This window comes from Janthinobacterium sp. TND4EL3, from assembly GCF_900156175.1.
In the GTDB taxonomy this organism is placed as follows: Bacteria; Pseudomonadota; Gammaproteobacteria; order Burkholderiales; family Burkholderiaceae_D; genus Janthinobacterium.
Map to the genome: position 1 here is coordinate 45473 of NZ_FTMV01000004.1, position 23206 is coordinate 68678.

A 23206-nucleotide genomic window follows, 5' to 3' on the forward strand; every position below is an offset into this window, starting at 1 on the left:
TGGAAAGCGGGCAGGGGAATGCTAGAGTGGCTTTCCCTATTTCATGTGCCGCCCCATGTTCAAGAAACTTGCCCGCCTGTCCCTGCTCAGCTTATTGATCCCCGCCGCTTTCTCCGTTCACGCCGCCCCCGTCAGCCCGCAGGCGCAGGACACGGCCCGCTACGCGCTGGCCACTTATCCCGAAGCGCTGATCGCCAGCCTGGCGCGGATGATTAGTTTCAACACGGTGGCCGACCCGGCCGTGCCGTTTGCCGACAATGCCCAGCACACGGGTTTTAAACGCTATCTGGCGGCTGAGGCGCAGCGCCTCGGTTTCGATTTCCACGATCATGGCCACGTGGTGATCGTCGGCATGGGCAAGGGCAGCGAGCGCGTGGGCGTGATCACGCACGGCGACGTGCAGCCCGTCAATCCCGCCAAGTGGGCCCGCTCGCCGTTCGAGCTGGACCGCACCAGCGAACCGGGCAAACTGCTGGGACGGGGCACGGAAGACGACAAGGGACCGATTGCCACGGCCCTGTATGCGATGAAAGCCATCCAGGACAAGCAAGTGCCGTTGAGCAAGCGCATCGAGCTGTACGTCTACATGGCCGAGGAATCGGACTGGGAACCGCTGAAACAGTTCCTGAAAACCCACACGCCGCCGCAGTTGAACATCACCATCGATGCGGAATACCCGGTGGTGACGGCCGAGAAGGGCTACGGTTCCATCAAGCTGACCTTGCCGCCGCGCACGGCACTGCCGGCCGACGGCGGCGCCGTGCTGACGAGCCTGACGGGCGGCTTTTTCGGCAGCCAGATCCCGGAAGACGCCACCGCCGTCATCGAACGCGCGCCGGCCGCGCTGGAAGCGGCCATCCGCGCCCGCGCGCAGCAGCAGAAGGGCATGCGCTACACGTATGCGCGCGATGGCGAGACCTTGACGGTGACGGCGCTGGGCGTGTCGGCCCACTCGTCGAAGCCGGAAGACGGCGTCAACGCCATCGGCATGCTGGCCGACGCCCTGGCCGTGCAGCCGTGGCAGGGAACGCAGGCGGCCGACATGCTGTCGTTCCTGAATGAACTGGTGGGCACGGGCATTTACGGCGAGCGTTTCGGCCAGATCGCCTACCGCGACGGCTTCATGGGACCGATGACGGTGGCGCCTACCGTGCTCAGGCAGCAAGGCGGAGAACTGGAACTGAATATCAACCTGCGCCGTCCGCAGGGCAAGACGGCGGCCGTGCTGCAGCAGCAGGTGACGGCCGCCTTCGATGGCTGGAAGGCGCGGCGCCAGGTGCCGGCCACCCTGCAGGTGCAGATCGGCGAGCCGTGGCTGCAGACGGGCGCGCCGCAGATTCCCACCCTGCTATCGGTCTTCGAGCATTACACGGGGATCGCCAATCCGCAGCCGGTAGCCATCGGCGGCGGCACCAATTCGCGCCTGTTCCCGAACGCCGTCAGTTTCGGCCCCGCCATGCCGCACACGGTGTACACGGGCCATTCCGAGCACGAGTTCATCACGGAAAAGCAACTGCTGCTGAACTTGCAGATGTACGCGGCCGTGCTGGTCGAACTGGCGAAATAGCCGCTTGAAAAAATAAAAGGAAGTCATAGACTGCAAACCTGGGACAAGTCCGGGCGGCGAACTTTTTGTTTGCGCGCGGGTCTTACGTTTCCATCTGGGAAGGGAGCAGCTATGCATAGTCGACAGGACGCCCGGCTGGCGCCAGGCAGGGCAGGCAGGGGGGCGTCACGCCCGGTGCCGGGCAAGGAGCGGTCATGAACTGGCCGCTGGAACTGGAAGTGGCGCACAAGCTGGCGCAGATGCGGGGCTGGCTGGAAGACCAGCATGCGGGCGCCGTGCGCCTGCGGGGCGTGGACTGGTTTGCCTGGGCCACGGCGGGCGCGTCGAACAGCCATTGTCATACAGCCGAGTGCGGCTGTGCGGAAGTGCTCGTCACGCGGGACGCGGCCTATATCCTGACGGACGAAGCCGAAGCCATGCGCATGCGCGAGGAAGAGGTGCGCGGGCCATGGACATGGCAAGTGTCGCCGTGGATGCAGCCGCAGCTGTATGAATTGCGCGAGCATTTCGTGCAGCATGTGGCCGGCGGCTTGCCTGTCTTGTCCGACCGGCCAGGCTTGCACGAACGCAGCCTGCCCGTGGCCCTGCGCGAAGAGCGGCTGGTGCTGCTGGAATCGGAGCAGCAGCGTTACCGGCAGGTGGGACAGCTGGCCGCCAGCGCGGCCGCGGATGCGCTGCGCCAGGCCCGCCCCGACTGGAGCGAGCTGGAGTTGGCCGCCGTCTGCGTGCGCGCGCTGTGGCTGCGGGGCTTGCAAGCCGTGCACGTGCTGGTCAGCGGCGAAGACCGCCGGCAGCGTTACCGGCGCGCGCCGCCGGCCCAGGTGATGCTCGGTGCGCAAGCCGTGCTGGCCCTGTGTGCGCGGCGCTTCGGCCTGTGCGCCAGCCTCAGCCGTCAACGCCGCTTCGGCCCGGCGCAGCATCGGTCCGATGGCGCGGCCGTGGTCATGGACGATGCCGATGCCGCCATGCTGGCGCTGGAAGCGGTCGCCCTCGACGCCTGCGAGACGGGCCATGCGCTGAGCATGGTGTACCACGCGCTCGACAGCGCCTATGCCTATGCGGGCCAGCCCGACACGGTGCGTACCAGCCGGCAGGGTGGCATCCATGGCTACCTGGCGCCCGAAGTGGCGGCCGGGGCGCACACGGAAATCATCCTCAAGCGCGGCATGGCGCTGGCCTTCCACCCCAGCCTGCCCGGCAGCACGGTGGAAGACACGTTTTTGCTCGACGGCGGCCAGTTGCACAATCTGACGCACGACCCGGCCTGGCCCTCGGCCGTGGTGCAGGGGCGCAGCCGGCCGCTGACCCTGGCGCTGGCCTGATGCGGCCCTGTACGAAAGACATCGGCCAGCATCGGCAACAGTCAATAGCGCTGCATCACGCCTTTTTGCACGCTGACCCGGTCGCCGATCTGGAAGGCGGGCTGGGTGTTTTGCATGAAGGTGCGCGTCGTGCCGTCGTCCAGGCGCAAGGTGACCCGGTACAGCATATTGCCCGTCGCGCCAGAGGTGCTGCCGGCGGTGCCGGACGTACCCGACTGCATGTCGGCACTGCTTTGATCCATGCTGCGCGGTACGGTTTCTATCGATTGCACCGTGGCCGAGCTGATGTTCATGCCGGACTGGCCCGCCATATCGCCGCTCATGCCGGTATCGGTGGCGGTGCTGGCCGTGGTGCTGGCCGGCGTGCTGCTTTGCGGCGTCGTGCCGGCCGGCGCGGCATAGGTTTCGCCGCTATTGCTGCGGGCCAGGCTCGCATTGTCCGAGGAATGGCAGGCCGCCAGCAAGGCGCATGTCATGCCGGTCAGCAGCAGGGTTGTTTTCGATCTCATCTTGGTCTCCTCATGGTCGCACACTCAGGATCGGCATCCGCAGTGACTGCGGATAGCGGCGATTGCTGCATGTAAGAGCATGGCGGGGCGGGGATGTTCGGCGGCCATCAGTGCTGATTGAGCTAGATCAAGCGGCTAATTGTCGCGCTTGGTATAAGAGATGTTGGCAATCAACATTTCGTGCACTCGCACGTTTCCTCACTGTTCAATCGGGAGAAAAAATGTCATCTGGCCCTACCGCAAAACTGATCGACGAGTTGGTGCTGGCCGTCGCCGGCAGCGCGCACGATGCCCGCGCGCGCCATGTGCTGGCCCAGGCCCTGCATGGCCTGGTGCGGCTGGCCCGCTCGGAACAGTTGCTGGACATGCAGCGCGACGCGGCACGCGCCCTGGGTGCCGGCAGCCGGCGCGAAATGCGCGCCCTGATGCGGCGCGTGGGCGCGCGCGGTGCACGGAAGCAGGAGCAGTTGCCGCTGGAATTGCTGGACCGCAGCTGATGGGCCGTGGCGTGCGTCCGTTCAGGCTTCCGGTAGCGGCGCAGGCTTGCCGAGGGCGGCGGCGACCATCCTGGGCCACAGGAAGCACAGCGGCAGGCAGACCGCCACGGCAGCCGTGACATCGACCACCCAGTCGCTCACGGCGCCATGGCGGTAAGGCAGGAAGCTCTGGATGAATTCGTCCAGCGCCCCCATGGCCGCCACCATCAGCACCGACAGCAGCGCGCGGCGCGCCATGCCGCCGCCCGTGCCGCTGAACAGGATCAGGGCCAGCACGCCATAGCCGAAGGAATGCAGCACGCCGCCCGATGCGTACTGGCCCACGTCGGCGCGCACGCCGGGGATGTCGCCGATCAAAATCACCAGCACATACAACACCAGGGCCGTGCGGTAGCGCAGGCGTTCGTGGCGATCGGAAAAACAGAGTTCGAGCAAGAGTGCGGACATGAGGCGTCAGGACAAATGGAAAGGCAGTCACAATATCATGCGCATGGCGGGCCACCGTGTTTTTGCGCAAGCGCTTGCTGGACAGGCAAAAAAAAGGCCCGCGGGGGCGCGGGCCAAAAACCCAAATGAAAGGGTCAAGAGTTGACAGTTGCTCGGTACTCACCATGCCGCGCGCCTTGCCGGCGCCCGCCACGGTCATGAAAGGGGAGTGGTGTGCCATCGCGGCACACCTGCCTGCAGTCAGGCATATCGGTTGCCTGTACAGCAGATGAAGCAAGTATAGGGGGCGAAAATGACGGGCCTATGACACGCCGCAACATTTTTTGCGGCGCAGGCATATTGATTGGAAAAATCGGACGTAATGGCAAGAACGACCATGTTTCAGTCGTGGCAGCAAAAAAAAAAGCCCGCTGGTGAAAGCGGGCTTAAAACTATTTTCTTGGAGGAGAATAGTGGAGACAGGTGCATTATGCTGCGTCGCACGATATGTGTCTAATGATCTTTTTAGATATGCATTATTCTTTTTTGATATAACTCGCCTGTTTCACTCTTTCACGGCCACCGTGTAGTTGAGCGCCATGCGTCCGCCATCGACATAGATGGTCTGGCCTGTCATGTAGCTGGCGTCATCGCTGGCCAGGAAGGCGGCGATGCCGGCCACTTCTTCCGGTTCGCCGCAGCGGCCCAGCGGCGTGCGCGACAGAATCGTGTGGCGCGCCTGCGGGCTCGACAGCACTGCCTGCCTGGCCAGTTCCGTCAGGATGGTGCCCGGCCCGATGCCGTTCACGCGCACGCCGTACTGCGCCAGGTTCAGGGCCATGACCTTGGTCAGCTGGTTGATGGCGCCTTTCGACACCACGTACGGTACCTGGTTCGGAATGGCCAGCTCCGCATTCACGCTGGACATATTGATGATGCAGCCGCTGTTGCGCTTGACCATTTCGCGCGCCACGGCCTGGCCGCACAGGAACATCGATTTCAGGTTGATGCGCATGACCCGGTCGAAATCGTCTTCGCACACGTCGAGGAAATCGGCCGCGTGCGTCACGCCCGCATTGTTGACGAGGATATCGATGTGGCCGAAGCGGGCCAGGGTTTCCTTCAGCATGGCGTCCACGTCCGCCTTCTGGCTGACGTCGGCGCAAAAGAAGTGCGCCTGCGGACCCAGGGCGGCCGCTGCCTGCGCACCTTCTTCCTTGATGTCGACCAGCATCACCTGTGCGCCCTCGGCGATCAGGCGGCTGGCGCAGGCCAGGCCGATGCCTTGCGTGGCGCCCGTGACGATGGCGGTTTTATCGGTCAGTCTCATGTGTTCTCCTCGGCGGGGTGGGGGCGCCGCCATGCTGCGGAGCCATGGCCGATTGTAATCCCCGCGCGGGATCAGAGGAGGATGGGTTCGTTCGGCAACTGGTTGCCGCGCGTGCCATCGGCGGGGAAATGGCTTTGCAGCAGGGTATTGAGCTGCTGCAAGGCCGCGAGCGTGCTGTCGTGGTAATTGCCATCCTTGAACCCTTTGGTCATGGTGCGGCACACGGCATGCCACTGTTCCGGCGTCACGCGCCGGCCCACGTTGCGGTCGGCCACGATATCGACCTGGTGCTCGGCCAGGTTGATATAGATCAGTATGCCAACGTTGTCTTCCGTATCCCACACGCCATACTGGGCGAACAGTTCGCGCGCCCGTTCGCGGTTGCTCACGCCCTGGTAGGCCATGCCCGGCGTCAGTGCCGCCTCGACGATCAGGCGCACTTCCGCCCGGTGCATCGCTTCACCGTCGGCAATCGCCGTTTCGATGGCTTTCAGGGTACGTTCGGGAAAGGCCTGGCGCGCCGTCGCCGGCGTGCCCCGCAAATGTTTTAAAGCGCGCCCGCAGCGTTGTCCGAATGTCAGTTGTTTCGTCATTACCAATCTCCCGAGGCGCCGCCGCCGTCAAAACCGCCGCCGCCGCCACCGAAACCACCGCCGCCACCGCCACCGCCAAAGCCTCCCCCGCCGCCGAAGCCGCCACCACGGTTGTTCAGCGCTTGGTTCAAGATGCTGCCCAGCACGACCCCCGTGGCGCCGCTGGACCAGTTGCTGCCGCGCTGCAGCCGCGTGGGGCCGCCGCGCGAGCGGAACAGGGTCAGCACGACGAGGAAGCCGAAGAACAGCAGCGGCAGCCAGAAGGTCAGGCCGCCCGCGTCCACGGTCGCCGGCGCCTGTTTCTGCGCCGGAGCGGGGAACTGTTCCTGGTTGAGCAGGGTGGCGATGGCGCCTATGCCGGCCACCAGGCCGCCGTAATAGTCGTTTTGCTTGAAATGTGGGGCGATCACGTCCTGCAGGATGCGTTTCGACTGCGCATCCGTCAGCACGCCCTGCACGCCGCGGCCCGCCTCGATGCGCAGGCGGCGCAAGGACGATGGGTTGTCCTTCGCCACCATCAGCAGCACGCCGTCATCGACGCCCTTGCGGCCCAGCTTCCAGGCATCCGTCACGCGGATGCTGTATTGCTCGATGGCTTCCGGTTCCGTGCTCTTGACCAGCAGCACGGCGATCTGGCTGCCCGTCTTGGCTTCGTAGTCGGCCAGCACGCCTTCCAGCGCCGCTTTCTGCTTGTCGTCGAGCATGCCGGCGTTGTCCGTCACGCGCGCCGCCAGCGGCGGCACGGGCTGCAAGCCCTGCGCGCTGGCGGGCAAGGCTGTCCACAGCAGCAGCGCCGTCGCCAGCGCCGCCAGATAAGACCAGGTTTTCATCTTATTTGCCGAAGTTGACGGTAGGCGCGGTCGAGATGGCTTTTTCGTTTTCCACCGTGAACGATGGCTTGACCTTGTAGCCGAAGACCATGGCCGTCAGGTTGTTCGGGAAGCTGCGCGCATGCACGTTGTAGTCCTGCACGGCGGCGATGTAGCGCTGGCGCGCCACGGTGATGCGGTTTTCCGTGCCTTCCAGCTGCGACTGCAGGTCGCGGAAGCTGGTATCGGCCTTCAGGTCAGGATATTTCTCGGACACTACCATCAAGCGCGACAGGGCCGACGACAGCTGGCCCTGCACCTGCTGGAACTTTTCAAAGGCTGCCGGGTCGTTCAGCACTTCCGGCGTGATCTGGAAACTGGTGGCGGCGGCGCGCGCCTTGGTCACCGCTTCCAGCGTTTCGCGCTCGTGCGTGGCATAGCCCTTGACGGTATTGACCAGGTTGGGGATCAGGTCGGCGCGGCGCTGGTACTGGTTGACCACTTCGCCCCAGGCGGCCTTGGTGGCTTCGTCCTTGCTCTGGAAGTCGTTGTAGCCGCAGCCCGTCAGGATGCCGGCCAGGACGGTGACGCTCAGGGCCAGGCGCAGCCATTTGGTGAATTGTTTGGTGATTTGCATGATGGGTTCCGTGCAGAGTAAAGGAGGTGGGGCAAATATACCTGAAACGGCCCGCCATGTCGGTTTAATAAGCGCGGGTGGCCACCACAGGCTGACTTGACAGGTCCGCGCCGCGTTACAATACGGGGTTTGCAACTGAATATAGAGAAGGTGTGCCGTGAATTTCATCAATAAATTATCCGCCGCATGGACGGCCAATAATTCCCTGCTGTGCGTGGGCCTGGACCCGGACCTGGCGAAACTGCCGGCCGAACTGCGCGACTTGCCTGATGGAATCACCACCTTTTGCACGCGCATCATCGATGCCACGGCCGACCTGGCCTGCGCCTTCAAGCCGCAGATCGCCTATTTTGCCGCGCTGGGCGCGGAAAAGCAGCTGGAAGACATCTGCCGCTACGTGCGCGAGAACTATCCGCACATCCCCCTGATCCTCGACGCGAAACGGGGCGACATCGGCGCCACGGCCACGCAATACGCGCGCGAAGCGTTCGAGCGCTACGGCGCCGACGCCGTCACCGTGAACCCCTACATGGGCGAGGATTCGCTCGACCCCTACCTGGCGTGGGCGGACCGCGGCGTGATCATCCTGTGCCGCACCTCGAACCCGGGCGGCTCGGACCTGCAATTTCTCGACACGGACGGCGTGCCCCTGTACCAGCGCGTGGCGCGCCTGGTGGCCGAAAAATGGAACAAGAATGGCCAGTGCGCGCTCGTCGTCGGCGCCACCTTCCCTGAAGAACTGGCGCAAGTGCGCGCCATCGTGGGCGACATGCCGCTGCTGGTGCCCGGCATCGGCGCCCAGGGCGGCGATATCGCCGCCACCGTCGGCGCGGGCCAGACGGCCAATGGCATGGGCATGATGATCAGCTCCTCGCGCGCCATCATCTACGCCACGCCGCAGGATGGCGAAGACTGGGCCGACGCGGCGCGCCGCGTGGCGATCGAAACGCGCGATGCGATCAATCAACATCGTTCGGTTTAAGTTGCATGCATAAAAAATGCCGGGCTAGCCCGGCATTTTGCATTCAGTCTCTTTGCGGGGCGACAATCTCCGCATAGTCGTACAGTGCTCCCAGAATTTCCTCTCCCCGCTCATCGACCGATTCCGACAGCACGTCGATTTCCGTGAACAGCATTTCGATGGTGCGGGCGCCGCCGTCGCCGTCGAACAGGCGGGCGGCACGGTGCTGTTCCCAGCGCAGGCTTTCCGCTTCGCTCAGGGTTTGCGGGAAATTGCGGGCGCGGTAGCGGAACAGCAATTCCTGCAGGCGCTCGTCGGCAAACGAGGGACGGGCCGTGGCCAGTTTGGCCGGCGTGTCGCGGCGCAGCGATTCGAGCAGGCGGCGGTCGTCGTTGCTGACGAAACCGTTGTACAAATCCTCATCCACGTCCAGCGCGGTGTTCGCGCCCGGGCGCTGGAACACTTCGGCCCAGATGGCGTCCATGTTCGGCGCCGCGGCGGCGAATTGCGCGTTGACCTTTGCCGCATCGACGTCGATGCCCCATTGCGCGGCCGTGGCCGGCGACAAGGTCTTTAAATTGCCGACCAGCATGGGCGACTTGTTCAAATGCACGCTCTTCACGGGCAGGCGCGTCATGCCTTCGGGCATGGCGTCATTGCGCGTGAACAAGCGCGTGCGGATGGTGTCGGCGTCCAGCGAGAACAGTTCGCGCGGATCGTAGGCGCAATCCCAGACGAGGATCTCGTTTTTGTTGCCCGGGTGCGTGGCCAGCGGCCAGACGACGCCCAGGCAGCCCCGTTCGGCCGGGAACATGCCCGACACGTGCAGGAAAGGTTGGCGCTCGCTGGCGGCCAGGTGCATGCCCATTTCGCTGGCGACCCGGTCCTTCTTGTGCAGGGCCAGGCAGAACTCGAACAGTTTCGGCTGCTTTTCGCGGATCAATCGCGCCAGGGCGATGGTGGCGCGCACGTCGGACAAGGCATCATGCGCCGCTTCGTGGACGAGGCCATTGGCCTTGCTTAAGTGTTCCAATTTAAAGCTGGTCTGGCCGTCGTCGCGCTTCGGCCAATGTATGCCTTCCGGGCGCAGCGCGTGCGTCATGCGCACGACGTCGAGGATGTCCCAGCGGCCGCAATGGTTTTTCCATTCGCGCGCATACGGGTCGATTAGATTGCGCCAGAACAGGAAGCGCGTGACTTCATCGTCGAAACGGATGGTGTTGTAGCCCACGCCGATGGTGCCCGGCTCCGAGAAGGCCGCTTCGATGGTGGCGGCGAACTGGTGTTCTGGCACGCCCAGCTGCAGACACTGCTGCGGCGTGATGCCCGTGATCAGGCACGACTGCGGGTCGGGCAGGAAATCATTGGCAGGCTGGCAATACAGCATGATCGGTTCGCCGATTTCGTTGAGTTCGGCATCCGTGCGGATGGCGGCGAACTGGGCCGGGCGGTCGCGGCGCGGCTGGGCGCCAAAGGTTTCGTAGTCGTGCCAAAGAAAGGTCTGGTTAGTCATTGATGGTCGTTGCTTGCTTGATTGTTATCTTAATTGTCCGGGCCGCTTCAGTTTTCTGAAAACCTGCCGATACTACACGAGAGGATGGCCATTATCGCGTTTCCCGCATGGTGGCATATATTCCCCGTTCAAGGAGGCCTATCGTGTCAATTCCCATCGCCGTTAGCGGCAATTCCACCCCTTCCGTGACTTCCGTCAGTACGGGCGTTGCCGGCAAGGACGATAAAGTCCAGCATGGCGTCAATGCTGAAATGAGCGTAAACGACCGCACCAAGCTGCAATTGAACGCTTCCATCATGCAGGCGTCGCTGAACGTGTCCATCGGTTCGGAAAACGAGCCGCTGGCGCTGCTGTACAAGACGGCCATCACCAACATCAACGAAGCGCTGAAGGGCCAGTACGGCGAAGATGCGATCCAGAACGCGGCCTCGCAGGACAACAGCGCCGAAGCGACGGCGAGCCGCATCGTCTCGCTGTCGACGGGTTTCTTTGACGCCTACAAGAAGCAGAATCCCGGCCTGGACGACGATACGGCCCTGAGCAAGTTCATGGACACCATCAGCGGCGGCATGGAGAAGGGCTTCAAGGAAGCGCGCGACATCCTGGGCGGCTTGAAAGTGCTCAACGGCGGTATCGCCAGCAATATCGACAAGACCTATGAACTGGTGCAGAAGGGCTATGCGGATTTCATCGCCGCCCACAGCAGCAAGAACAATGACGCCGCCAAGCCGGCCGACAGCAAGGCTGCCTGATCATTATTACGCCGAAAGCGCCTGAGAATATCAGGTGCTTACGCGGTTGCGCCCGCCTGCCTTGGCGCGGTACAGCGCCGCATCAGCCGCCGCGATCAGCGCTTCGTCGTCCTGTTCCGCCGCCAGGCTGGCCACGCCGAAGGAGCCCGTGATGTGCGGCAGCGCGCTGCGCATGTCGTTGAAGATGACGGCTTGCTGCATGCGCGCGCACAGGCGCTCGGCGACCAGCAAGGCCACGTGTTCGTTGGTATCGGGCAAGATCACCATCATTTCCTCGCCCCCATAGCGCACGGCAAAATCCGTGGGCCGCAGGGCCGCGCCCAGCACTTGCGCCGCGATGCGCAGGGCCTGGTCGCCGGCCTGGTGGCCGTGCGTGTCGTTGAAGCGCTTGAAGTGGTCGAGGTCTATCATCACCAGCGACAGGGGCGAGCCGCTGCCGTGGGCCGTGACGATCATGTTCGGCAGTAAATCAGTGAGCCAGGCGCGGTTGTACAGGCCCGTCAGGCTGTCGACCATCGACAGCTGGCGGTAGAATTCGCCCAGTTTCTGCCGGCGGCGCAGCATGGCGTTGGCGGCGCGGATGCGGAAGGACAGCAAGCGCAGCAGATTGCGCGCCAGGCCGTTCGACTGCTCGATCAATTCCCAGACGGTGGCCGCGTCGATCACCAGCAGATCTGTTTCTTCCAAGGCGGAAATGGCGGCCAGGTTGCTCGCTTCGTCCAGCACCGACTGTTCGCCCACGCTTTCGCCGGGCAAGACCTTGCTGACGGTGCCGTCGTCCATGCCCGTATGGGTGTCGGCGGCCACGGCCAGCGAGCCGCGCAGGACGATGTACAGCCTGGCGCCGTGCGTGTCGCTGATGGCGTCGCCCGCTTCCAGGCGCACGACGGGACAGGGCGCCAGGATGGCGGCCGTCTGGCTATCCGCCCCATCGCGAAATAGCTGTAAATCGCCGATGTTGCAGCCTGAAGCGCCGAAGTTGCCGATCTGTTCCACAATCACACTTTCAAAAAGCCGGCGCGCGCGAGCAGGGGGCCGGTATCTTCATGATAGCGTAAAGCGGCCTTGACCGTAACGGCAAAGGCTTGCTTGATGTCACTTACTATGAGAAATACGACAATTATTTCTTTGTCGCCTGAATACGCTGGAACGCTTGCTGTTCTGCTATGGATGTTGTCGCGCAGGGAAGGTCGATATCGGGGCCAGATGTGCAAAGGCAGCCTTGAACGGCTGCCTCAGTCTCTGGAAATCCTGCGGGTGGAGGAATTACTCGGCGGTTTCTTCCGCTTCGGCCGTATCGATCACGGCATTCTTGCCGGTCGCGTGGCGCTTGCTGTCTTGCAGGCGGCCCAGGGCGCTATCGATGGCGCGTTTCAGTTTGTCGGTGGCGCCGGCAATGGATTGGTGCACGGTGGCGTTCTGTTCGGTGACGGCGATTGGTTGATAGCCGGCAACGCGAGCTTCCATGACGCAGCGGATATCGTCGGCGCCGCCTTTCGGGCCGTTCGTGTCGCTGATGTGGACTTCGATGCGGGTCAGGTTGTCGCGGAAGCGGTTCAGTGCGGCTTCCAGTACGGATTGCACATGTTCGTTCAGTCCAGCGGTGTTGGCGATGGTGCTGTCGGTATGAATATTGATTTGCATATGCTTACTCCTGTCAATTCAAAAAAAACCCATCTCAGGCGTGCTGCGGCCTGGTTGCTGCCTCATGCACATGACCTCTGTGCATGGAACTTATCTTACTCCTGTTTCCAGTATTTCAAGAGGGGGCGCACGATTAAGATGAGCTTAACCCTACACCCAGGTCAAGTTTCCCCGCAGAATCTTTTCAAGCCGCTGCCAGCTTTATCCATTGATGAGGCCGGCCGCGATATTGATCGACAGTCCCAGCACGACCAGGTTGAAGAAAAAGCTCAGCACGGATTGTCCCAGCACGATCTGCCGCATCAGCCGCGTCTGCACGGACACGTCCGACGTTTGCACGGCCACGGCGATGGTGAAGGCGAAATACAGGAAATCCCAGTAATCGGGGTTTTGCTCGTCGTCGGGAAACTTCAGGGGGCGCTGGCCGGCGTCCGCCTGGTAATACAGGTGGGCATAGTGAAAGCAGAACAGGGTGCCGACGAGGAACCAGGAGCCGACCAGGGTGAGGATGGTCAGGCCGTAATGCAGCGCGCGTTCGTCCGGCGCCATGTCTTTCATCGAGGACAGCTGCGAGACGATGGCTACCAGGCTCATCACGGACGCGACGGACAGGGCCGACAGCACCGTGGCGGCCCGCTCATCCTGGCGCGCCGCCATCACTTTCACCCGGTGGTGGTTGGCGCGCATCATCATCCAGGCCATGCTGGCCAGGTAAAACCAGACGGCCACGTTCCATGCGGTCAGCAAACGCGTCAGCTGTTGCCACGACGGGGGCAGCAGCAGGCCGGCCGCCACGCCGATGGCCGTGGCCAGGCTCAGGTGGGGGCGGCTGCGGATGAAGCTGTGAAACGGAAACGTGATTTTCATGGTGCGGTCTAGTCAGTGGCAATAGCGCATCTTAGTCCCTATGGGCTTGCCGCGGTGGCCGTCCGTGAGGCCGCTTCCTTCTCATGGTGGGGGAAGCGGTCCATGCGCGACAGCACGGGAAACAGCACGGCCCACACGCCCGTCACGGCCAGGGTGGCGGCGCCGCCGAAGAGCACGGCGCGCACGAGGCCGAACCAGCCGGCCGTCAGGCCCGATTCGAATTCGCCCAGCTCGTTCGAGGCGCCGATGAAGACGGCATTGACGGCGCTGACCCTGCCGCGGATTTCGTCGGGCGTCTCGAACTGCACCAGCAGGTGGCGGATGTAGACGCTGACCATGTCGCCGGCGCCCATCAGGAGCAGGGCCGCCAGGGCCAGCGGGAAATAGCTGGTGCTGCCCAGCACCAGCGTGCCCAGGCCGAAGACGGCCACGCCGCCGAACATCCAGGCGCCCACGCGGCGCGTGATGGGGAAGAAGGCCAGCGCGATCGAGCACAGGGCCGCGCCCGCGCCCGGGGCCGTGCGCAGCAGGCCCAGTCCGCCGGGGCCGATGTGCAGCACGTCATGCGCGAGCGCCGGCAGCAGGGCCGTGGCGCCGCCGAACAGCACGGCAAACAGGTCGAGCGAAATGGCGCCCAGCACGATGGGTTTCGACCAGACGAAACGCAAGCCTTCGAGCAGGGTGTGCCAGCTGGCGGGTGCGCGGTTGACCACTTGCGGCGCCGGCGTGGTGGCGCGCATCAGCAGCACGGACAGCACCAGCAGCGCCGACGAGATCAGATACACGACCTTGGGGCCGAAGTAATACAGCAAGCCGCCCAGGGTGGGGCCCAGGATGATGGCCACGTGCGAGGTCGACGAACTGAGCGCGAGGGCGCGGCTGAAGTGCTGCGTCGGCACCATGTTGACCAGCACGGCTTGCGTTGCCGGCATCATGAAGGCACGCGCGCTGCCGAACAGCACCAGCACGGCAAACACGGGCCAGACGATGGAAAGATTGCTTAATGTAAATGCCAGCAGGGCCAGCGCGCAGGCCAGCTGGGCCGTCAGGCACCAGGCGATGATGTTGCGGCGGTTGTGGCGGTCGGCTACGTGGCCGGCGGGCAAGATGAGCACGAGGAAGGGGGCGAACTGGGCCAAGCCGATCAGGCCCAGGTCGAACAGGCTGCCCGTGATCTGGTACACCTGCCAGCCGATGGCCACGCTTTGCATCTGCACGGCCACCGTGCCCAGCACGCGGGCGGACAGGTAGCAGGCGAAGTTGCGGTGGCGCAGAATATGGAAGCCGTTGCCGGCGGAGGCGAGAGACATGACATTTCCAGGAAACAGCGGGGTGGCAGGGCGGCGAACAAAGCGGAGGCCGCCACAGCAGCGCCCGCTGTCTGGATGGGGCGCTTACCTGGCCAGGTCGGCTTCGGTGGTGAAGGCGTCGGCGTAGAACTCGTCTTCCGGCAAGCCGCATTGCTGCACGAAGTCATGCCTGGCCGAATCGACCATCACGGGCGCGCCGCAGGCATATACCTGGTGGCCGGACAGGTCGGGCAGGTCGGCCATGACGGCCTGGTGCACGAAGCCCGTGCGGCCGCTCCACGCGTCTTCCGGCAGGGCGTCCGAAACGACGGGCACATAGGTGAACTGCGGCAAGTCGGCGGCCCACTGGCGGCACAGCGCGTCCATGTACAGGTCTTGCGGGCGGCGGCCGCCCCAGTACAGGGTGATCGGGCGCGGGGAGCGCTCGCTGATCATGTGCTCGACGATGGCTTTCAAGGGGGCAAAACCCGTGCCCGAAGCCAGCAGCACGACGGGCTTGTCGGAGTCCTCGCGCAGGAAGAAGGTGCCCATCGGGCCTTCGAAGCGCAGGATGTCGCGCTCCTTCAGCGTGCCAAATACCTGGTCGGTGAACAGGCCGCCGGGCAGGTGGCGGATGTGCAGCGTCACGGGGCCGCCGTCCGCGGGCGCATTGGCCATGCTGTACGAGCGGCGCTTGCCATCACGCAACATGAATTCGATATACTGTCCGGCACGGTAGTTCAGGCGCTCGCTGGCGGGCAGCTGCAGGGTCAGCACGACGACATCGGGGGCGACTTTTTCTATCGTCGTCACGCGCGACGGCATTTTCTTGATCGGATAGTCGCTGCTGCCGGCCACTTCGCGCGCCTCGATGACGAGGTCGGCGTTTGCTGTGGCGCAGCAGAACAGGGAAAAGCCGGCCGCTTCCTCTTCCGGCGTCAGCGCGCGCTGCTGGTGCGCCTTGTGCTGGACGGTGCCGGAAACGACCTTGCCCTTGCACGAGCCGCAGGCGCCATTTTTGCAACCGTAGGGCAAGCCCACGCCGGCGCGGATGGCCGCGGCCAGCACGGTTTCGTCCGCCTCGCAGCTGAATTGGTGGCCGCTGGGCTGAACAGTAACTTGAAAAGTCATACAATCCTTGAGATGAAAAATATGTTAATGCACTCTTTGCGCAAGCCGGTGGGCCTGCCGCGTCTGCTGATCCTCGGTTGCGGCGATGTCGGCATGCGGCTGCTGCCCCTGCTGCGCGCGCGTTTTCGCGTCTTTGCCGTCACCAGCCAGCCGGCCCGCTGCGCGCAGCTGCGCGCGGCCGGCGCCGTGCCCATCGTGGCCAATCTCGACGACCGCGCCAGCCTGCGGCGGCTGGCCGGACTGGCGCCGTACGTGGTGCACCTGGCGCCGCCCCAGTCGGCGGGCTTGCTGGACCGGCGCACGCGCAATCTGGCCGCCATTTTACCCGAGCGCGCGCGCCTGGTGTACGTGAGCACCAGCGGCGTGTATGGCGATTGCGGCGGCGCCACGGTGGCGGAAACCCGGCCCGTGGCGCCAGCCAATGCGCGGGCGAAGCGGCGCGTGGATGCCGAACAGGTCTTGCGGGGCTGGAATGCGCGCCGCCAGGGGCGCCTGGCCATCCTGCGCGTGCCCGGCATCTACGCGCAAGACCGGCTGCCCCTGAAGCGTTTGCACGAGGGCACGCCGGCGCTGGCGGCCGGCGACGATGTGTACACCAATCACATCCATGCGGATGACCTGGCGCGCATCATCGAGCGGGCCCTGTGGCGGGGCAAGCCGGGCCGCGTGTATCACGCCAGCGACAACAGCGAACTGAAAATGGCGGACTATTTCGATGCCGTGGCCGACGCGTTTGCCTTGCCGCGTCCGCCGCGCCTGCCGCGCGCGCAGCTGCAGCAAGTGGTCACGCCGATGCTGCTGTCGTTCATGTCCGAGTCGCGCCGCATGGACAATACGCGCATCAGGCGCGAGCTCGGCGTGCGCCTGCGCTACCGGCGCGTGGCCGACGCCTTGCGGGCGATGGCAGCCAGCGGGGCCGGCATCGGGTAAAATGGCCGGTTATCTCCGCACTTTTCAGGAACCGGCGCGCCGCGCGCCATTCCTGCCGCGCGCCATTCATTTAAGGAAGCCAGCATGACCACCCTCACTTACGAACAATACCTGGACGAGGTTACTACCGTCCTGACGGAATTGTATGACCTCGACGACGACGCCGCCATCAAGCTGGTCGTGGCGGCACAGGACGCCGAGTTTTTCGTGCCGCACGACGCGCACGAGGCCATGCGCACCGCAGAGAACGCCAAGAAAGATGCCGTGACCCTGTTCGAGCGCAAGCAGAACCGCCAGCAGACGCAGGAAAAGCAGCAGCAGCGCGTGCGCCAGCAAAAGAAGTAGGGACGCGCCGCCGGACGCCAGGGCGCCGCAGGCGGGCGTGGGCGCAAGGCGTTGCCATTGATGCAGCGCAAACGCGCCATGGCGCAGTGGCGATATGGTGAGCAATGTCGTCACGCATGTCGCCGATCTATGGCGGGCCGGGCAATAGTGGAGTTTGCGCGACGACATGCCCGGTCCGCAGGAGCATGCCATGCCTGTCATGAGCCATCCCAGCAAGGAGCAGGTGCGCGCCTACATGCGGCGCCGCGAACATGCACTGCAGCCGCCGCCGCCGCCCGATGAAATCCGCCGCCAGCTGGCCTGGTGCCGCGCCAGGGCCGGCCTGGACGCCGCGGGGACGGCCACGGCGGCCGGCCTGGCCGCGCAAGGCTGGCGCTTGTCAGCCGATATGGCCCGCCTGGGCACCTTGATGACCATTGTCTGGCTCATGCATAGCGGCATTTCTCATTGTAATAATTGATGACTTGCAGCAAATTTTTCCATTTTGAGTTATCCTCTAGCACATTCCAAGTGCGTCAATTCTCTTCAATTATCACAATTTTGCTTTAAGTTAAGCAAAAATCAACAATAGCGTGTATTATATTGTTTGCGGGATTAATACCGCATAAGTGATGGCGCTTTTTAGTGTGTTTACCCTGAATTATTGCAGAAGAGACATTCGGTTTCTTTTGGCACTAATACAACAAGTACGGATTTTCGATCATGTCTCTCAAACAAATTACCTCTTTGCCTACCTACAACCCGAATCGCGTCCTCGATGCGATCATCGACAAGCTGCAGCTGAAAAATGATGCCGCCCTGTCGCGCGCGCTGGAAGTGGCGCCGCCTGTCATCAGCAAGATTCGTCACAACACCTTGCCGATTGGCGCCACGATCCTTATCCGCATGCATGAAATCAGCGATTTCAGCATTCGTGAACTGCGCGAGTTGATGGCTGCCTAAGAGCGCCCGACAGACGGCAAACTGAGAGGTGCCGTCTGCGCAAGTCAGGCTTGCCGCGTGCGGCAGCCAAATCTGTCTTTCCTGTCTTCTATTGCGCGTCCGGACTCAGCGCCGGGCGATCAGTATAGAATCGCCCCATTTCCAGGCCGGTCGCGGACGACTCGGCGAGCCCTGCGGCCGATGCGCCCGGTGCGCTGGAAAATGCGGTCATGGCAGCACCGGTGGCGCGGCCCGAATACGCCGTCGCTTGCACCGCTGCACTGGAAAACGCGGCCTGTACCGCCCTTCCCGAATACGCTGTCTGCTGCACGGCACGGCCCGAATACGCGGTCGCCTGCACGGCTGCGCTGGAAAACGCCGTCTTGACGGCCCGGCCCGAATACGCCGCCTGTACGGCGCGCCCCGAATACGCTGTCTCTGCGCGTAGGTAATCTTCACCGAACGTCTGCTCGTACAATTGTTTCATGCGCTCGCCCACGCGGTGGTGCGCCGCTTCGTCGTCTTCGCCGCGCAGGCCGATGTAGGGGAAGTGGTGGAGGAAATAGCCGAATATCTGTTCGCAATCGGCCGCATATTTCAGGGTGTCGAGGATGTGGTAATGCCAGAACGTGTCGACATCCATCAGCGGCGCCGTCTCTTCCTGGGGAAACTGCTTCATCAGGATGAGGAAGCGCCGGTACTCGAATTCCACCGCATTGGCCTTCTCCAGGCTCCATCCTTCGCCCGATTCCCGGTGCATCAGCTTGACCTTGATCGCGTCCAAATTCAAATCCGCTATAGCCTTGAAACTGTCGTTCGTATCCATGAGTATCCTTGTATGTAAAGAGCAGGGTGGGGGAAACGGCGGGGAAAAGGAAGGTGCTGGCTGGTGGCGTGGACTCCTTGGCAGGTGGAAGGGCGCCTGGGCAGTAAGCGGCAGGCAATGAGAGTTGTTCTACATCAATATTGCACCTAAACACAAAATACGCAAGCCCGGTCCGCTTCCAGGCCGGGCGCCGCGCCCTCAGGCACTGGCCTCGTCCTGGTAGGGGAAACGGGTCGCATCGGCGCCCAGCGGCACGCTGACGTGCACGCTCATGCCGGCGCCGGGACTGCTGACGATGTAGAACGTGCCGCCAAGCAATTTTATCCGCTCTTCGATGCCAACCAGGCCGAACGAGCCCAGCTTGTTGCGTCCGTCGATGGCCGCACCCACGCCGTTGTCGCTCACGCTCAGCGAAACGGTATCGCGGCACTTCTCCAGCTTGACTTGCACGCGGCTGGCATTGGCATGCTGGGAAATGTTGCTCAGTGATTCTTGCAGGATGCGGAACAGGGCCGTCGCGCACTGGTCGCTCAGGCAGATATCGTCATGGCTTTCGCTCACTTCGCAGGCGATGCCCGTGCGCTGGCGGAACTGCGCCACCTGCCATTCGACGGCCGCGTTCACCCCCAGGTCGAGCACGGTAGGACGCAAGTCGTTGATGATCTGCCGCACGCTCTTGATGGTGGCGTCGATCTGCGCCAGGGTCGAACGGGCGCGGGCGTTCAGGCGCGGGTGGCGCCGCTGCGTGCGCGAGGCCAGCATGTCGGCGTCGATGCGCAGCACCAGCAGGTTCTGCCCCAGGTCGTCATGGATTTCGCGCGCGATGCGCTTGCGCTCCTCTTCCTTGATCTGGTCGGCGTGGGCCGCCAGGCGGCGCAGTTTCTGGTGCGACAGTTGCAGGCGGATCTGGCTGGCCCGCAATTCTTCCGTCATGCCGTTCGCCATCTGGATGGCGCGCCGGCGCGACGACGCCAGCGTATGGAACAGAATGTACAGCAACATGGCGCTGGCGAAGCCCGTCAGCAGGGCCAGCCACGGCAGGAAGGCGTCGAAGCGCGTATACAGGTCGCTCTTGCGCACGCTGAACAGCGCTTGCCATACGCGGCCATTGTATTCAATCAACATTGTGCTGCTCAGGTAGCGCCCCGAGTTGCCTGGCTGCCACCACGGCGCGTGCAGTCCCGCCGTCGTGCTGTCGAAGATGGGGCGCATGTCGTGCGGCAGGTCCAGCGCTTGCGTCGCTTGCGGCCCGACGTCGAACAGGGTCAGGCGGACATTGCGTACCGGCATGTCGGCCAGTGCGCTGCGCACCATCGTCACCAGGTCGTAGCCGATGCCGACGGAGCCGAGGTGGGCCGCGCGCCGCTGCGCCACGGTGTCGGTCGGCATGCCGAGCCGGTAGACGGGCATGCGCATGGCCATGCCCGTCAGCTGGGGCCGGCCATCCATGGGCACGGGCACGCCGGAATTGCTGATGCGGCCGGAATCGCGCGACTGCGCCAGCGCTTCGGCGATCAGGGGGCGCGCGGCGATGTCGTGGCCGTATTTGTCCGCGGCGCTGGCGATCGGTTCGATGTAGACCAGCACGGAATAGTGTTCGCGGGGCGGCGAGGGATGGATGGCAAACGCGGGATAGCCGTCGCGCCCGGGCGGATAGTCGCGCCGCATGGCCGCTTCAAAGGCGGGGCGCTGGGCCTCGTCCAGTTCCTGGCTGTAATTGAGATTCATTACGCCCGGATAGTTTTGCTGCAAGCCCATGTTCGCCACATAGCGGTGGAATTGCTCGCGGCTCACGTGTTCGTTGGCGCGGAACAGGCTGGCCGCGCCGCGCAGCAGGTTGGCATAGGACTTGACGCGCGATTCGATGTTTTGCCGGGTAGTGCGCGCCAGATTGTTGAACAGTTCGCTGGCATCGCTTTCGATCGACAGCGAGGCGGCCATGTAGAACAGCAAGCCGACCATCAGTGACAGTGCGAAGCCGAGCAGCCACAACGGCCTTTTTTCCAGCGATAACTGTTGTTCACCAGCAGTAGAGGACATCGCCATCCGCATCAGGAGAAGGAATCGGGTGCCGCCTGGGCGGCAGGGGCTGGACTGCGTTGTACAAGCACTATCGACATTGCAAATTGCTCAATAGCTGCCTAATATACAAAATTATCGCAAATATAGTCAACAGGCAATACTTTTCATAGGGACACATCCGGCGGGGAGCCATTCTGGCGCGGCGAAAAAAAGCTATGTCACCGTCAGGTGTGGGAATGCTCCCAGCGTTGCTTTCAATAACGCTTGCGGTGAGCGGATGCGCCTGGAATAGATGTTGACGTTCCGTACATGGGTGGCGCCCCGCACACGGATGCCGGCGCGCAAGTTGACGGCCTGGCCCATTCGGCTGGCTGCATGGATGGCTACGGTTGGCCTGCTATGCACCGTCAGGCAGCCGGGGCAGAGCAAGATTCCTGGAAATCCCCTACTTAACGGTGACAGAGCCAAAAAAAAACCGCCGCAGCGGTTTTTTCGTGTGCCGTCCAGCCCTTATTTCGCGGGCTGCCAGCTGTCTTTCAGCGTGACGATGCGGTTGAAGACGGGCTTGCCCGGCTGGCTGTCGACCCGGTCGGCCGCGAAGTAGCCGTGGCGCTCGAACTGGAAGCGCTGTTCCGGCTGGGCCAGTTCCGCGCCCGGTTCCAGCCATGCCTGCACCACTTCCTTGGCCAGCGGATTCAGGGCCAGCTTGAAGTCCTTGCCGCCCGCGTCCGGCTGCGGGTCCGTAAACAGGCGGTCGTACAGGCGTACTTCGGCGGCAATCGCCGTCGGCGCGCTGATCCAGTGCATATTGCCCTTGACCTTGTAGTTGGCGCTGCCTTCCGTGCCCGACTTGCTGTCAGGGAAGTAGGTGCAATGCACGGCGATGACTTTACCGTTTTCATCCTTGTCAAAGCCCGTGCACTCGATCACGTAGCCGTAGCGCAGGCGGACCTTGCTGCCCGGCTTGTCGTCGATGGGCGGATACAGGCGGAAATAGCCCTTGTTCGGCACTTCCATGAAGTCGTCTTCCTCGATCCACAGCTCGCGCGAGATGGGGAAGGTGCGCAAGCCCCGTTCCGGGAAGTGCGGATGCACGGGCGCCGTGCACTCGACGCTCTCGTTTTCGGGGAAGTTGTCGATAATCAACTTCAACGGACGCAGCACGGCCACCGTGCGGGGCGCCTTCGGGTCCAGGTCTTCGCGCAAGCAGCCTTCGAGCACGCTGTAGTCGATCCAGCCGTCCGATTTCGTCACGCCCGTGCGTTCGCACATCAATTGAATCGCTTCCGGCGTATAGCCGCGGCGGCGCATGCCCACCAGGGTCGGCATGCGGGGGTCGTCCCAGCCGTCGACGATCTGCTCTTCCACCAGCTGGCGCAGCTTGCGCTTGCTGGTGACGATGTAGGTCAGGTTCAGGCGCGAGAATTCGAACTGGTGCGGCACGGGTTGCTGGAAGAAGCCGCCGGCGGCCAGGGTTTCCAGCAGCCAGTCGTAGAACGGGCGGTGGTCCTGGAATTCCAGCGTGCAGATCGAATGCGTGATGTTTTCCAGCGCGTCCGAGATCGGGTGCGTGTAGTCGTACATCGGATAGATGCACCAGGCGTCGCCCGTGCGGTGGTGATGCGCGTGGCGGATGCGGTAGATGGCCGGATCGCGCAAGTTCATGTTCGGCGAACTCATGGCATCTTCGCTGATCTTCGCGCGCAGGATGTGCTCGCCATCCTTGAACTGGCCCGCCTTCATGGCGCGGAACAGGGCCAGCGATTCGTCGCGCGGACGGTCGCGGAACGGCGAATTCTTGCCGGCCTGGCCGAAATTGCCCCGGTTGGCGGCCATGTCTTCGGCGCTCTGGCTGTCCACATAGGCAAAGCCGGCCGTGATCAGGTACTCGGCCATCGCATACAGCTGGTCGAAATAGTCGCTTGCGTAGTGCAGGTGGCTCTGGCCATCGGCCGTCTTCGGTTCCCAGTCAAAGCCCAGCCATTTCACGCTGTCCATGATGGTGTCGACGTATTCCTGCTCTTCCTTGGCCGGGTTGGTGTCGTCGAAGCGCAGGTTGCACTGGCCGGCGTAGTCGCGCGCCAGGCCGAAGTTGACGCAGATCGACTTGGCGTGGCCCACGTGCAGGTAGCCGTTCGGTTCCGGCGGGAAACGCGTGATCACCTGGGGCAGGCCGGGACGCACGTGGGTGCCGGCAGCCAGGTCGGCTTCGATGATGTTACGCAAGAAATTGGGCGCCAGCGCTGGCGCGGCGGTATTCGGTTTATCGTTGCTCATTGATCAATGCGGAAGAGTGACAGTAAAGAGCATTTTAC

At 63.5% G+C, this 23206-nt stretch carries 24 protein-coding genes and 1 pseudogene; 9 read left to right on the top strand and 16 right to left on the bottom strand.

Annotated elements, in window-relative coordinates; genetic code table 11:
* Positions 1–55: 55 nt before the first annotated feature.
* Together BXA07_RS08340 and BXA07_RS08345 are read left to right on the top strand one after the other, a co-directional pair.
* Positions 56–1567, top strand: a complete 1512-nt coding sequence (locus tag BXA07_RS08340) for a dipeptidase (protein WP_076567242.1) — start codon at positions 56–58, stop codon at positions 1565–1567.
* Positions 1568–1761: 194 nt separating this feature from the next.
* Positions 1762–2889: a M24 family metallopeptidase gene (locus BXA07_RS08345; RefSeq protein ID WP_076567244.1), complete on the top strand. Its 1128-nt coding sequence runs from the start codon at positions 1762–1764 to the stop codon at positions 2887–2889.
* A 41-nt stretch (positions 2890–2930) separates the two neighbouring features.
* Here BXA07_RS08345 and BXA07_RS08350 read toward each other — a convergent pair whose 3' ends face one another.
* Positions 2931–3398, bottom strand: coding sequence for a hypothetical protein (locus tag BXA07_RS08350; RefSeq protein WP_076567246.1), 468 nt, complete (start codon positions 3396–3398; stop codon positions 2931–2933).
* Positions 3399–3619: 221 nt separating this feature from the next.
* On the opposite strand from BXA07_RS08350, the gene BXA07_RS08355 reads away from it, so the two are divergent.
* Positions 3620–3895, top strand: coding sequence for a hypothetical protein (locus tag BXA07_RS08355; protein WP_076567247.1), 276 nt, complete (start codon positions 3620–3622; stop codon positions 3893–3895).
* A 21-nt stretch (positions 3896–3916) separates the two neighbouring features.
* Here BXA07_RS08355 and BXA07_RS08360 read toward each other — a convergent pair whose 3' ends face one another.
* The 5 genes from BXA07_RS08360 to BXA07_RS08380 form a co-directional block, all read right to left on the bottom strand.
* On the bottom strand, positions 3917–4342 hold the full coding sequence (locus tag BXA07_RS08360) for a VanZ family protein (RefSeq protein ID WP_076567249.1): 426 nt from the start codon (positions 4340–4342) through the stop codon (positions 3917–3919).
* A gap of 544 nt (positions 4343–4886) precedes the next feature.
* Complete coding sequence (locus BXA07_RS08365) at positions 4887–5651, bottom strand: SDR family NAD(P)-dependent oxidoreductase (protein WP_076567251.1); 765 nt, start codon at positions 5649–5651, stop codon at positions 4887–4889.
* A gap of 71 nt (positions 5652–5722) precedes the next feature.
* Positions 5723–6244: a TPM domain-containing protein gene (locus BXA07_RS08370; RefSeq protein ID WP_076567252.1), complete on the bottom strand. Its 522-nt coding sequence runs from the start codon at positions 6242–6244 to the stop codon at positions 5723–5725.
* Entirely contained in the window at positions 6244–7074 is an 831-nt protein-coding gene (locus BXA07_RS08375) for a TPM domain-containing protein (protein WP_076567254.1), read from the bottom strand. Before BXA07_RS08375 ends, BXA07_RS08370 begins: the two co-directional genes overlap by 1 nt.
* A 1-nt stretch (position 7075) precedes the next feature.
* Positions 7076–7690, bottom strand: a complete 615-nt coding sequence (locus BXA07_RS08380; RefSeq protein ID WP_076567255.1) for a LemA family protein — start codon at positions 7688–7690, stop codon at positions 7076–7078.
* A 157-nt stretch (positions 7691–7847) separates the two neighbouring features.
* Here BXA07_RS08380 and pyrF point away from each other — a divergent pair, with 157 nt between their 5' ends.
* A complete protein-coding gene (pyrF, locus tag BXA07_RS08385) occupies positions 7848–8672 on the top strand; it encodes an orotidine-5'-phosphate decarboxylase (RefSeq protein WP_076567257.1) in 825 nt (274 codons plus the stop codon).
* A 43-nt stretch (positions 8673–8715) separates the two neighbouring features.
* Here the strand turns inward: pyrF and sbcB are convergent, their stop codons facing one another.
* Entirely contained in the window at positions 8716–10164 is a 1449-nt protein-coding gene (gene sbcB / locus BXA07_RS08390) for an exodeoxyribonuclease I (protein WP_076567258.1), read from the bottom strand.
* 143 nt (positions 10165–10307) lie between these two features.
* Between sbcB and BXA07_RS08395 the strand changes: the two genes are divergently transcribed.
* On the top strand, positions 10308–10916 hold the full coding sequence (locus BXA07_RS08395; RefSeq protein WP_244556224.1) for a DUF5610 domain-containing protein: 609 nt from the start codon (positions 10308–10310) through the stop codon (positions 10914–10916).
* 30 nt (positions 10917–10946) lie between these two features.
* Here the strand turns inward: BXA07_RS08395 and BXA07_RS08400 are convergent, their stop codons facing one another.
* From BXA07_RS08400 to BXA07_RS08420, 5 genes are all read right to left on the bottom strand, one after another.
* Positions 10947–11912, bottom strand: coding sequence for a GGDEF domain-containing protein (locus tag BXA07_RS08400; RefSeq protein WP_076567261.1), 966 nt, complete (start codon positions 11910–11912; stop codon positions 10947–10949).
* 270 nt (positions 11913–12182) lie between these two features.
* Positions 12183–12560 (bottom strand): HPF/RaiA family ribosome-associated protein, encoded by a 378-nt coding sequence (locus BXA07_RS08405; protein ID WP_076567263.1) that lies wholly within the window; start codon positions 12558–12560, stop codon positions 12183–12185.
* A 201-nt stretch (positions 12561–12761) separates the two neighbouring features.
* Entirely contained in the window at positions 12762–13427 is a 666-nt protein-coding gene (locus BXA07_RS08410; protein ID WP_076567264.1) for a DUF1345 domain-containing protein, read from the bottom strand.
* A gap of 38 nt (positions 13428–13465) precedes the next feature.
* Positions 13466–14737 (bottom strand): MFS transporter, encoded by a 1272-nt coding sequence (locus BXA07_RS08415; RefSeq protein WP_076567266.1) that lies wholly within the window; start codon positions 14735–14737, stop codon positions 13466–13468.
* A gap of 84 nt (positions 14738–14821) precedes the next feature.
* Positions 14822–15847: a CDP-6-deoxy-delta-3,4-glucoseen reductase gene (locus BXA07_RS08420; RefSeq protein WP_076567267.1), complete on the bottom strand. Its 1026-nt coding sequence runs from the start codon at positions 15845–15847 to the stop codon at positions 14822–14824.
* A gap of 12 nt (positions 15848–15859) precedes the next feature.
* On the opposite strand from BXA07_RS08420, the gene BXA07_RS08425 reads away from it, so the two are divergent.
* From BXA07_RS08425 to BXA07_RS08440, 4 genes are all read left to right on the top strand, one after another.
* On the top strand, positions 15860–16777 hold the full coding sequence (locus BXA07_RS08425) for an NAD-dependent epimerase/dehydratase family protein (RefSeq protein ID WP_076567269.1): 918 nt from the start codon (positions 15860–15862) through the stop codon (positions 16775–16777).
* A gap of 84 nt (positions 16778–16861) precedes the next feature.
* The gene (locus BXA07_RS08430; protein WP_076567270.1) at positions 16862–17122 is read left to right on the top strand and encodes a hypothetical protein; all 261 of its coding nucleotides are present in this window, start codon (positions 16862–16864) and stop codon (positions 17120–17122) included.
* Positions 17123–17312: 190 nt separating this feature from the next.
* Positions 17313–17582, top strand: a complete 270-nt coding sequence (locus tag BXA07_RS08435; protein WP_076567671.1) for a hypothetical protein — start codon at positions 17313–17315, stop codon at positions 17580–17582.
* A gap of 242 nt (positions 17583–17824) precedes the next feature.
* On the top strand, positions 17825–18064 hold the full coding sequence (locus BXA07_RS08440) for a hypothetical protein (protein WP_029496207.1): 240 nt from the start codon (positions 17825–17827) through the stop codon (positions 18062–18064).
* An 88-nt stretch (positions 18065–18152) separates the two neighbouring features.
* On the opposite strand, the gene BXA07_RS08445 is transcribed toward BXA07_RS08440, so the two are convergent.
* From BXA07_RS08445 to BXA07_RS08455, 4 genes and pseudogenes are all read right to left on the bottom strand, one after another.
* Positions 18153–18869 carry a glycine-rich domain-containing protein gene (locus BXA07_RS08445; protein ID WP_076567272.1) on the bottom strand — a complete coding sequence of 239 codons (717 nt, stop codon included), beginning with the start codon at positions 18867–18869 and terminating at the stop codon, positions 18153–18155.
* A 198-nt stretch (positions 18870–19067) separates the two neighbouring features.
* On the bottom strand, positions 19068–20909 hold the full coding sequence (locus BXA07_RS08450) for a sensor histidine kinase (protein ID WP_244556225.1): 1842 nt from the start codon (positions 20907–20909) through the stop codon (positions 19068–19070).
* A 195-nt stretch (positions 20910–21104) separates the two neighbouring features.
* Positions 21105–21248: pseudogene (locus BXA07_RS30070) on the bottom strand (IS1595 family transposase); the annotation flags it as partial.
* 153 nt (positions 21249–21401) lie between these two features.
* Complete coding sequence (locus BXA07_RS08455) at positions 21402–23168, bottom strand: glutamine--tRNA ligase/YqeY domain fusion protein (protein WP_076567273.1); 1767 nt, start codon at positions 23166–23168, stop codon at positions 21402–21404.
* Positions 23169–23206: the final 38 nt, after the last annotated feature.

Bases quoted from the DNA above. Each gene is read 5' to 3' on its own strand.
- BXA07_RS08435 (WP_076567671.1), top strand. From the start codon at position 17,313: ATGCCTGTCATGAGCCATCCCAGCAAGGAGCAGGTGCGCGCCTACATG.
- BXA07_RS08345 (WP_076567244.1), top strand. From the start codon at position 1,762: ATGAACTGGCCGCTGGAACTGGAAGTGGCGCACAAGCTGGCGCAGATG.
- BXA07_RS08410 (WP_076567264.1), bottom strand. From the start codon at position 13,427: ATGAAAATCACGTTTCCGTTTCACAGCTTCATCCGCAGCCGCCCCCAC.
- BXA07_RS08340 (WP_076567242.1), top strand. From the start codon at position 56: ATGTTCAAGAAACTTGCCCGCCTGTCCCTGCTCAGCTTATTGATCCCC.
- BXA07_RS08440 (WP_029496207.1), top strand. From the start codon at position 17,825: ATGTCTCTCAAACAAATTACCTCTTTGCCTACCTACAACCCGAATCGC.
- BXA07_RS08455 (WP_076567273.1), bottom strand. From the start codon at position 23,168: ATGAGCAACGATAAACCGAATACCGCCGCGCCAGCGCTGGCGCCCAAT.
- BXA07_RS08425 (WP_076567269.1), top strand. From the start codon at position 15,860: ATGAAAAATATGTTAATGCACTCTTTGCGCAAGCCGGTGGGCCTGCCG.
- sbcB (WP_076567258.1), bottom strand. From the start codon at position 10,164: ATGACTAACCAGACCTTTCTTTGGCACGACTACGAAACCTTTGGCGCC.
- BXA07_RS08415 (WP_076567266.1), bottom strand. From the start codon at position 14,737: ATGTCTCTCGCCTCCGCCGGCAACGGCTTCCATATTCTGCGCCACCGC.
- BXA07_RS08375 (WP_076567254.1), bottom strand. From the start codon at position 7,074: ATGAAAACCTGGTCTTATCTGGCGGCGCTGGCGACGGCGCTGCTGCTG.
- BXA07_RS08430 (WP_076567270.1), top strand. From the start codon at position 16,862: ATGACCACCCTCACTTACGAACAATACCTGGACGAGGTTACTACCGTC.
- BXA07_RS08365 (WP_076567251.1), bottom strand. From the start codon at position 5,651: ATGAGACTGACCGATAAAACCGCCATCGTCACGGGCGCCACGCAAGGC.
- BXA07_RS08380 (WP_076567255.1), bottom strand. From the start codon at position 7,690: ATGCAAATCACCAAACAATTCACCAAATGGCTGCGCCTGGCCCTGAGC.
- BXA07_RS08405 (WP_076567263.1), bottom strand. From the start codon at position 12,560: ATGCAAATCAATATTCATACCGACAGCACCATCGCCAACACCGCTGGA.
- BXA07_RS08445 (WP_076567272.1), bottom strand. From the start codon at position 18,869: ATGGATACGAACGACAGTTTCAAGGCTATAGCGGATTTGAATTTGGAC.
- BXA07_RS08350 (WP_076567246.1), bottom strand. From the start codon at position 3,398: ATGAGATCGAAAACAACCCTGCTGCTGACCGGCATGACATGCGCCTTG.
- BXA07_RS08420 (WP_076567267.1), bottom strand. From the start codon at position 15,847: ATGACTTTTCAAGTTACTGTTCAGCCCAGCGGCCACCAATTCAGCTGC.
- BXA07_RS08355 (WP_076567247.1), top strand. From the start codon at position 3,620: ATGTCATCTGGCCCTACCGCAAAACTGATCGACGAGTTGGTGCTGGCC.
- BXA07_RS08360 (WP_076567249.1), bottom strand. From the start codon at position 4,342: ATGTCCGCACTCTTGCTCGAACTCTGTTTTTCCGATCGCCACGAACGC.
- BXA07_RS08370 (WP_076567252.1), bottom strand. From the start codon at position 6,244: ATGACGAAACAACTGACATTCGGACAACGCTGCGGGCGCGCTTTAAAA.
- BXA07_RS08450 (WP_244556225.1), bottom strand. From the start codon at position 20,909: ATGTCCTCTACTGCTGGTGAACAACAGTTATCGCTGGAAAAAAGGCCG.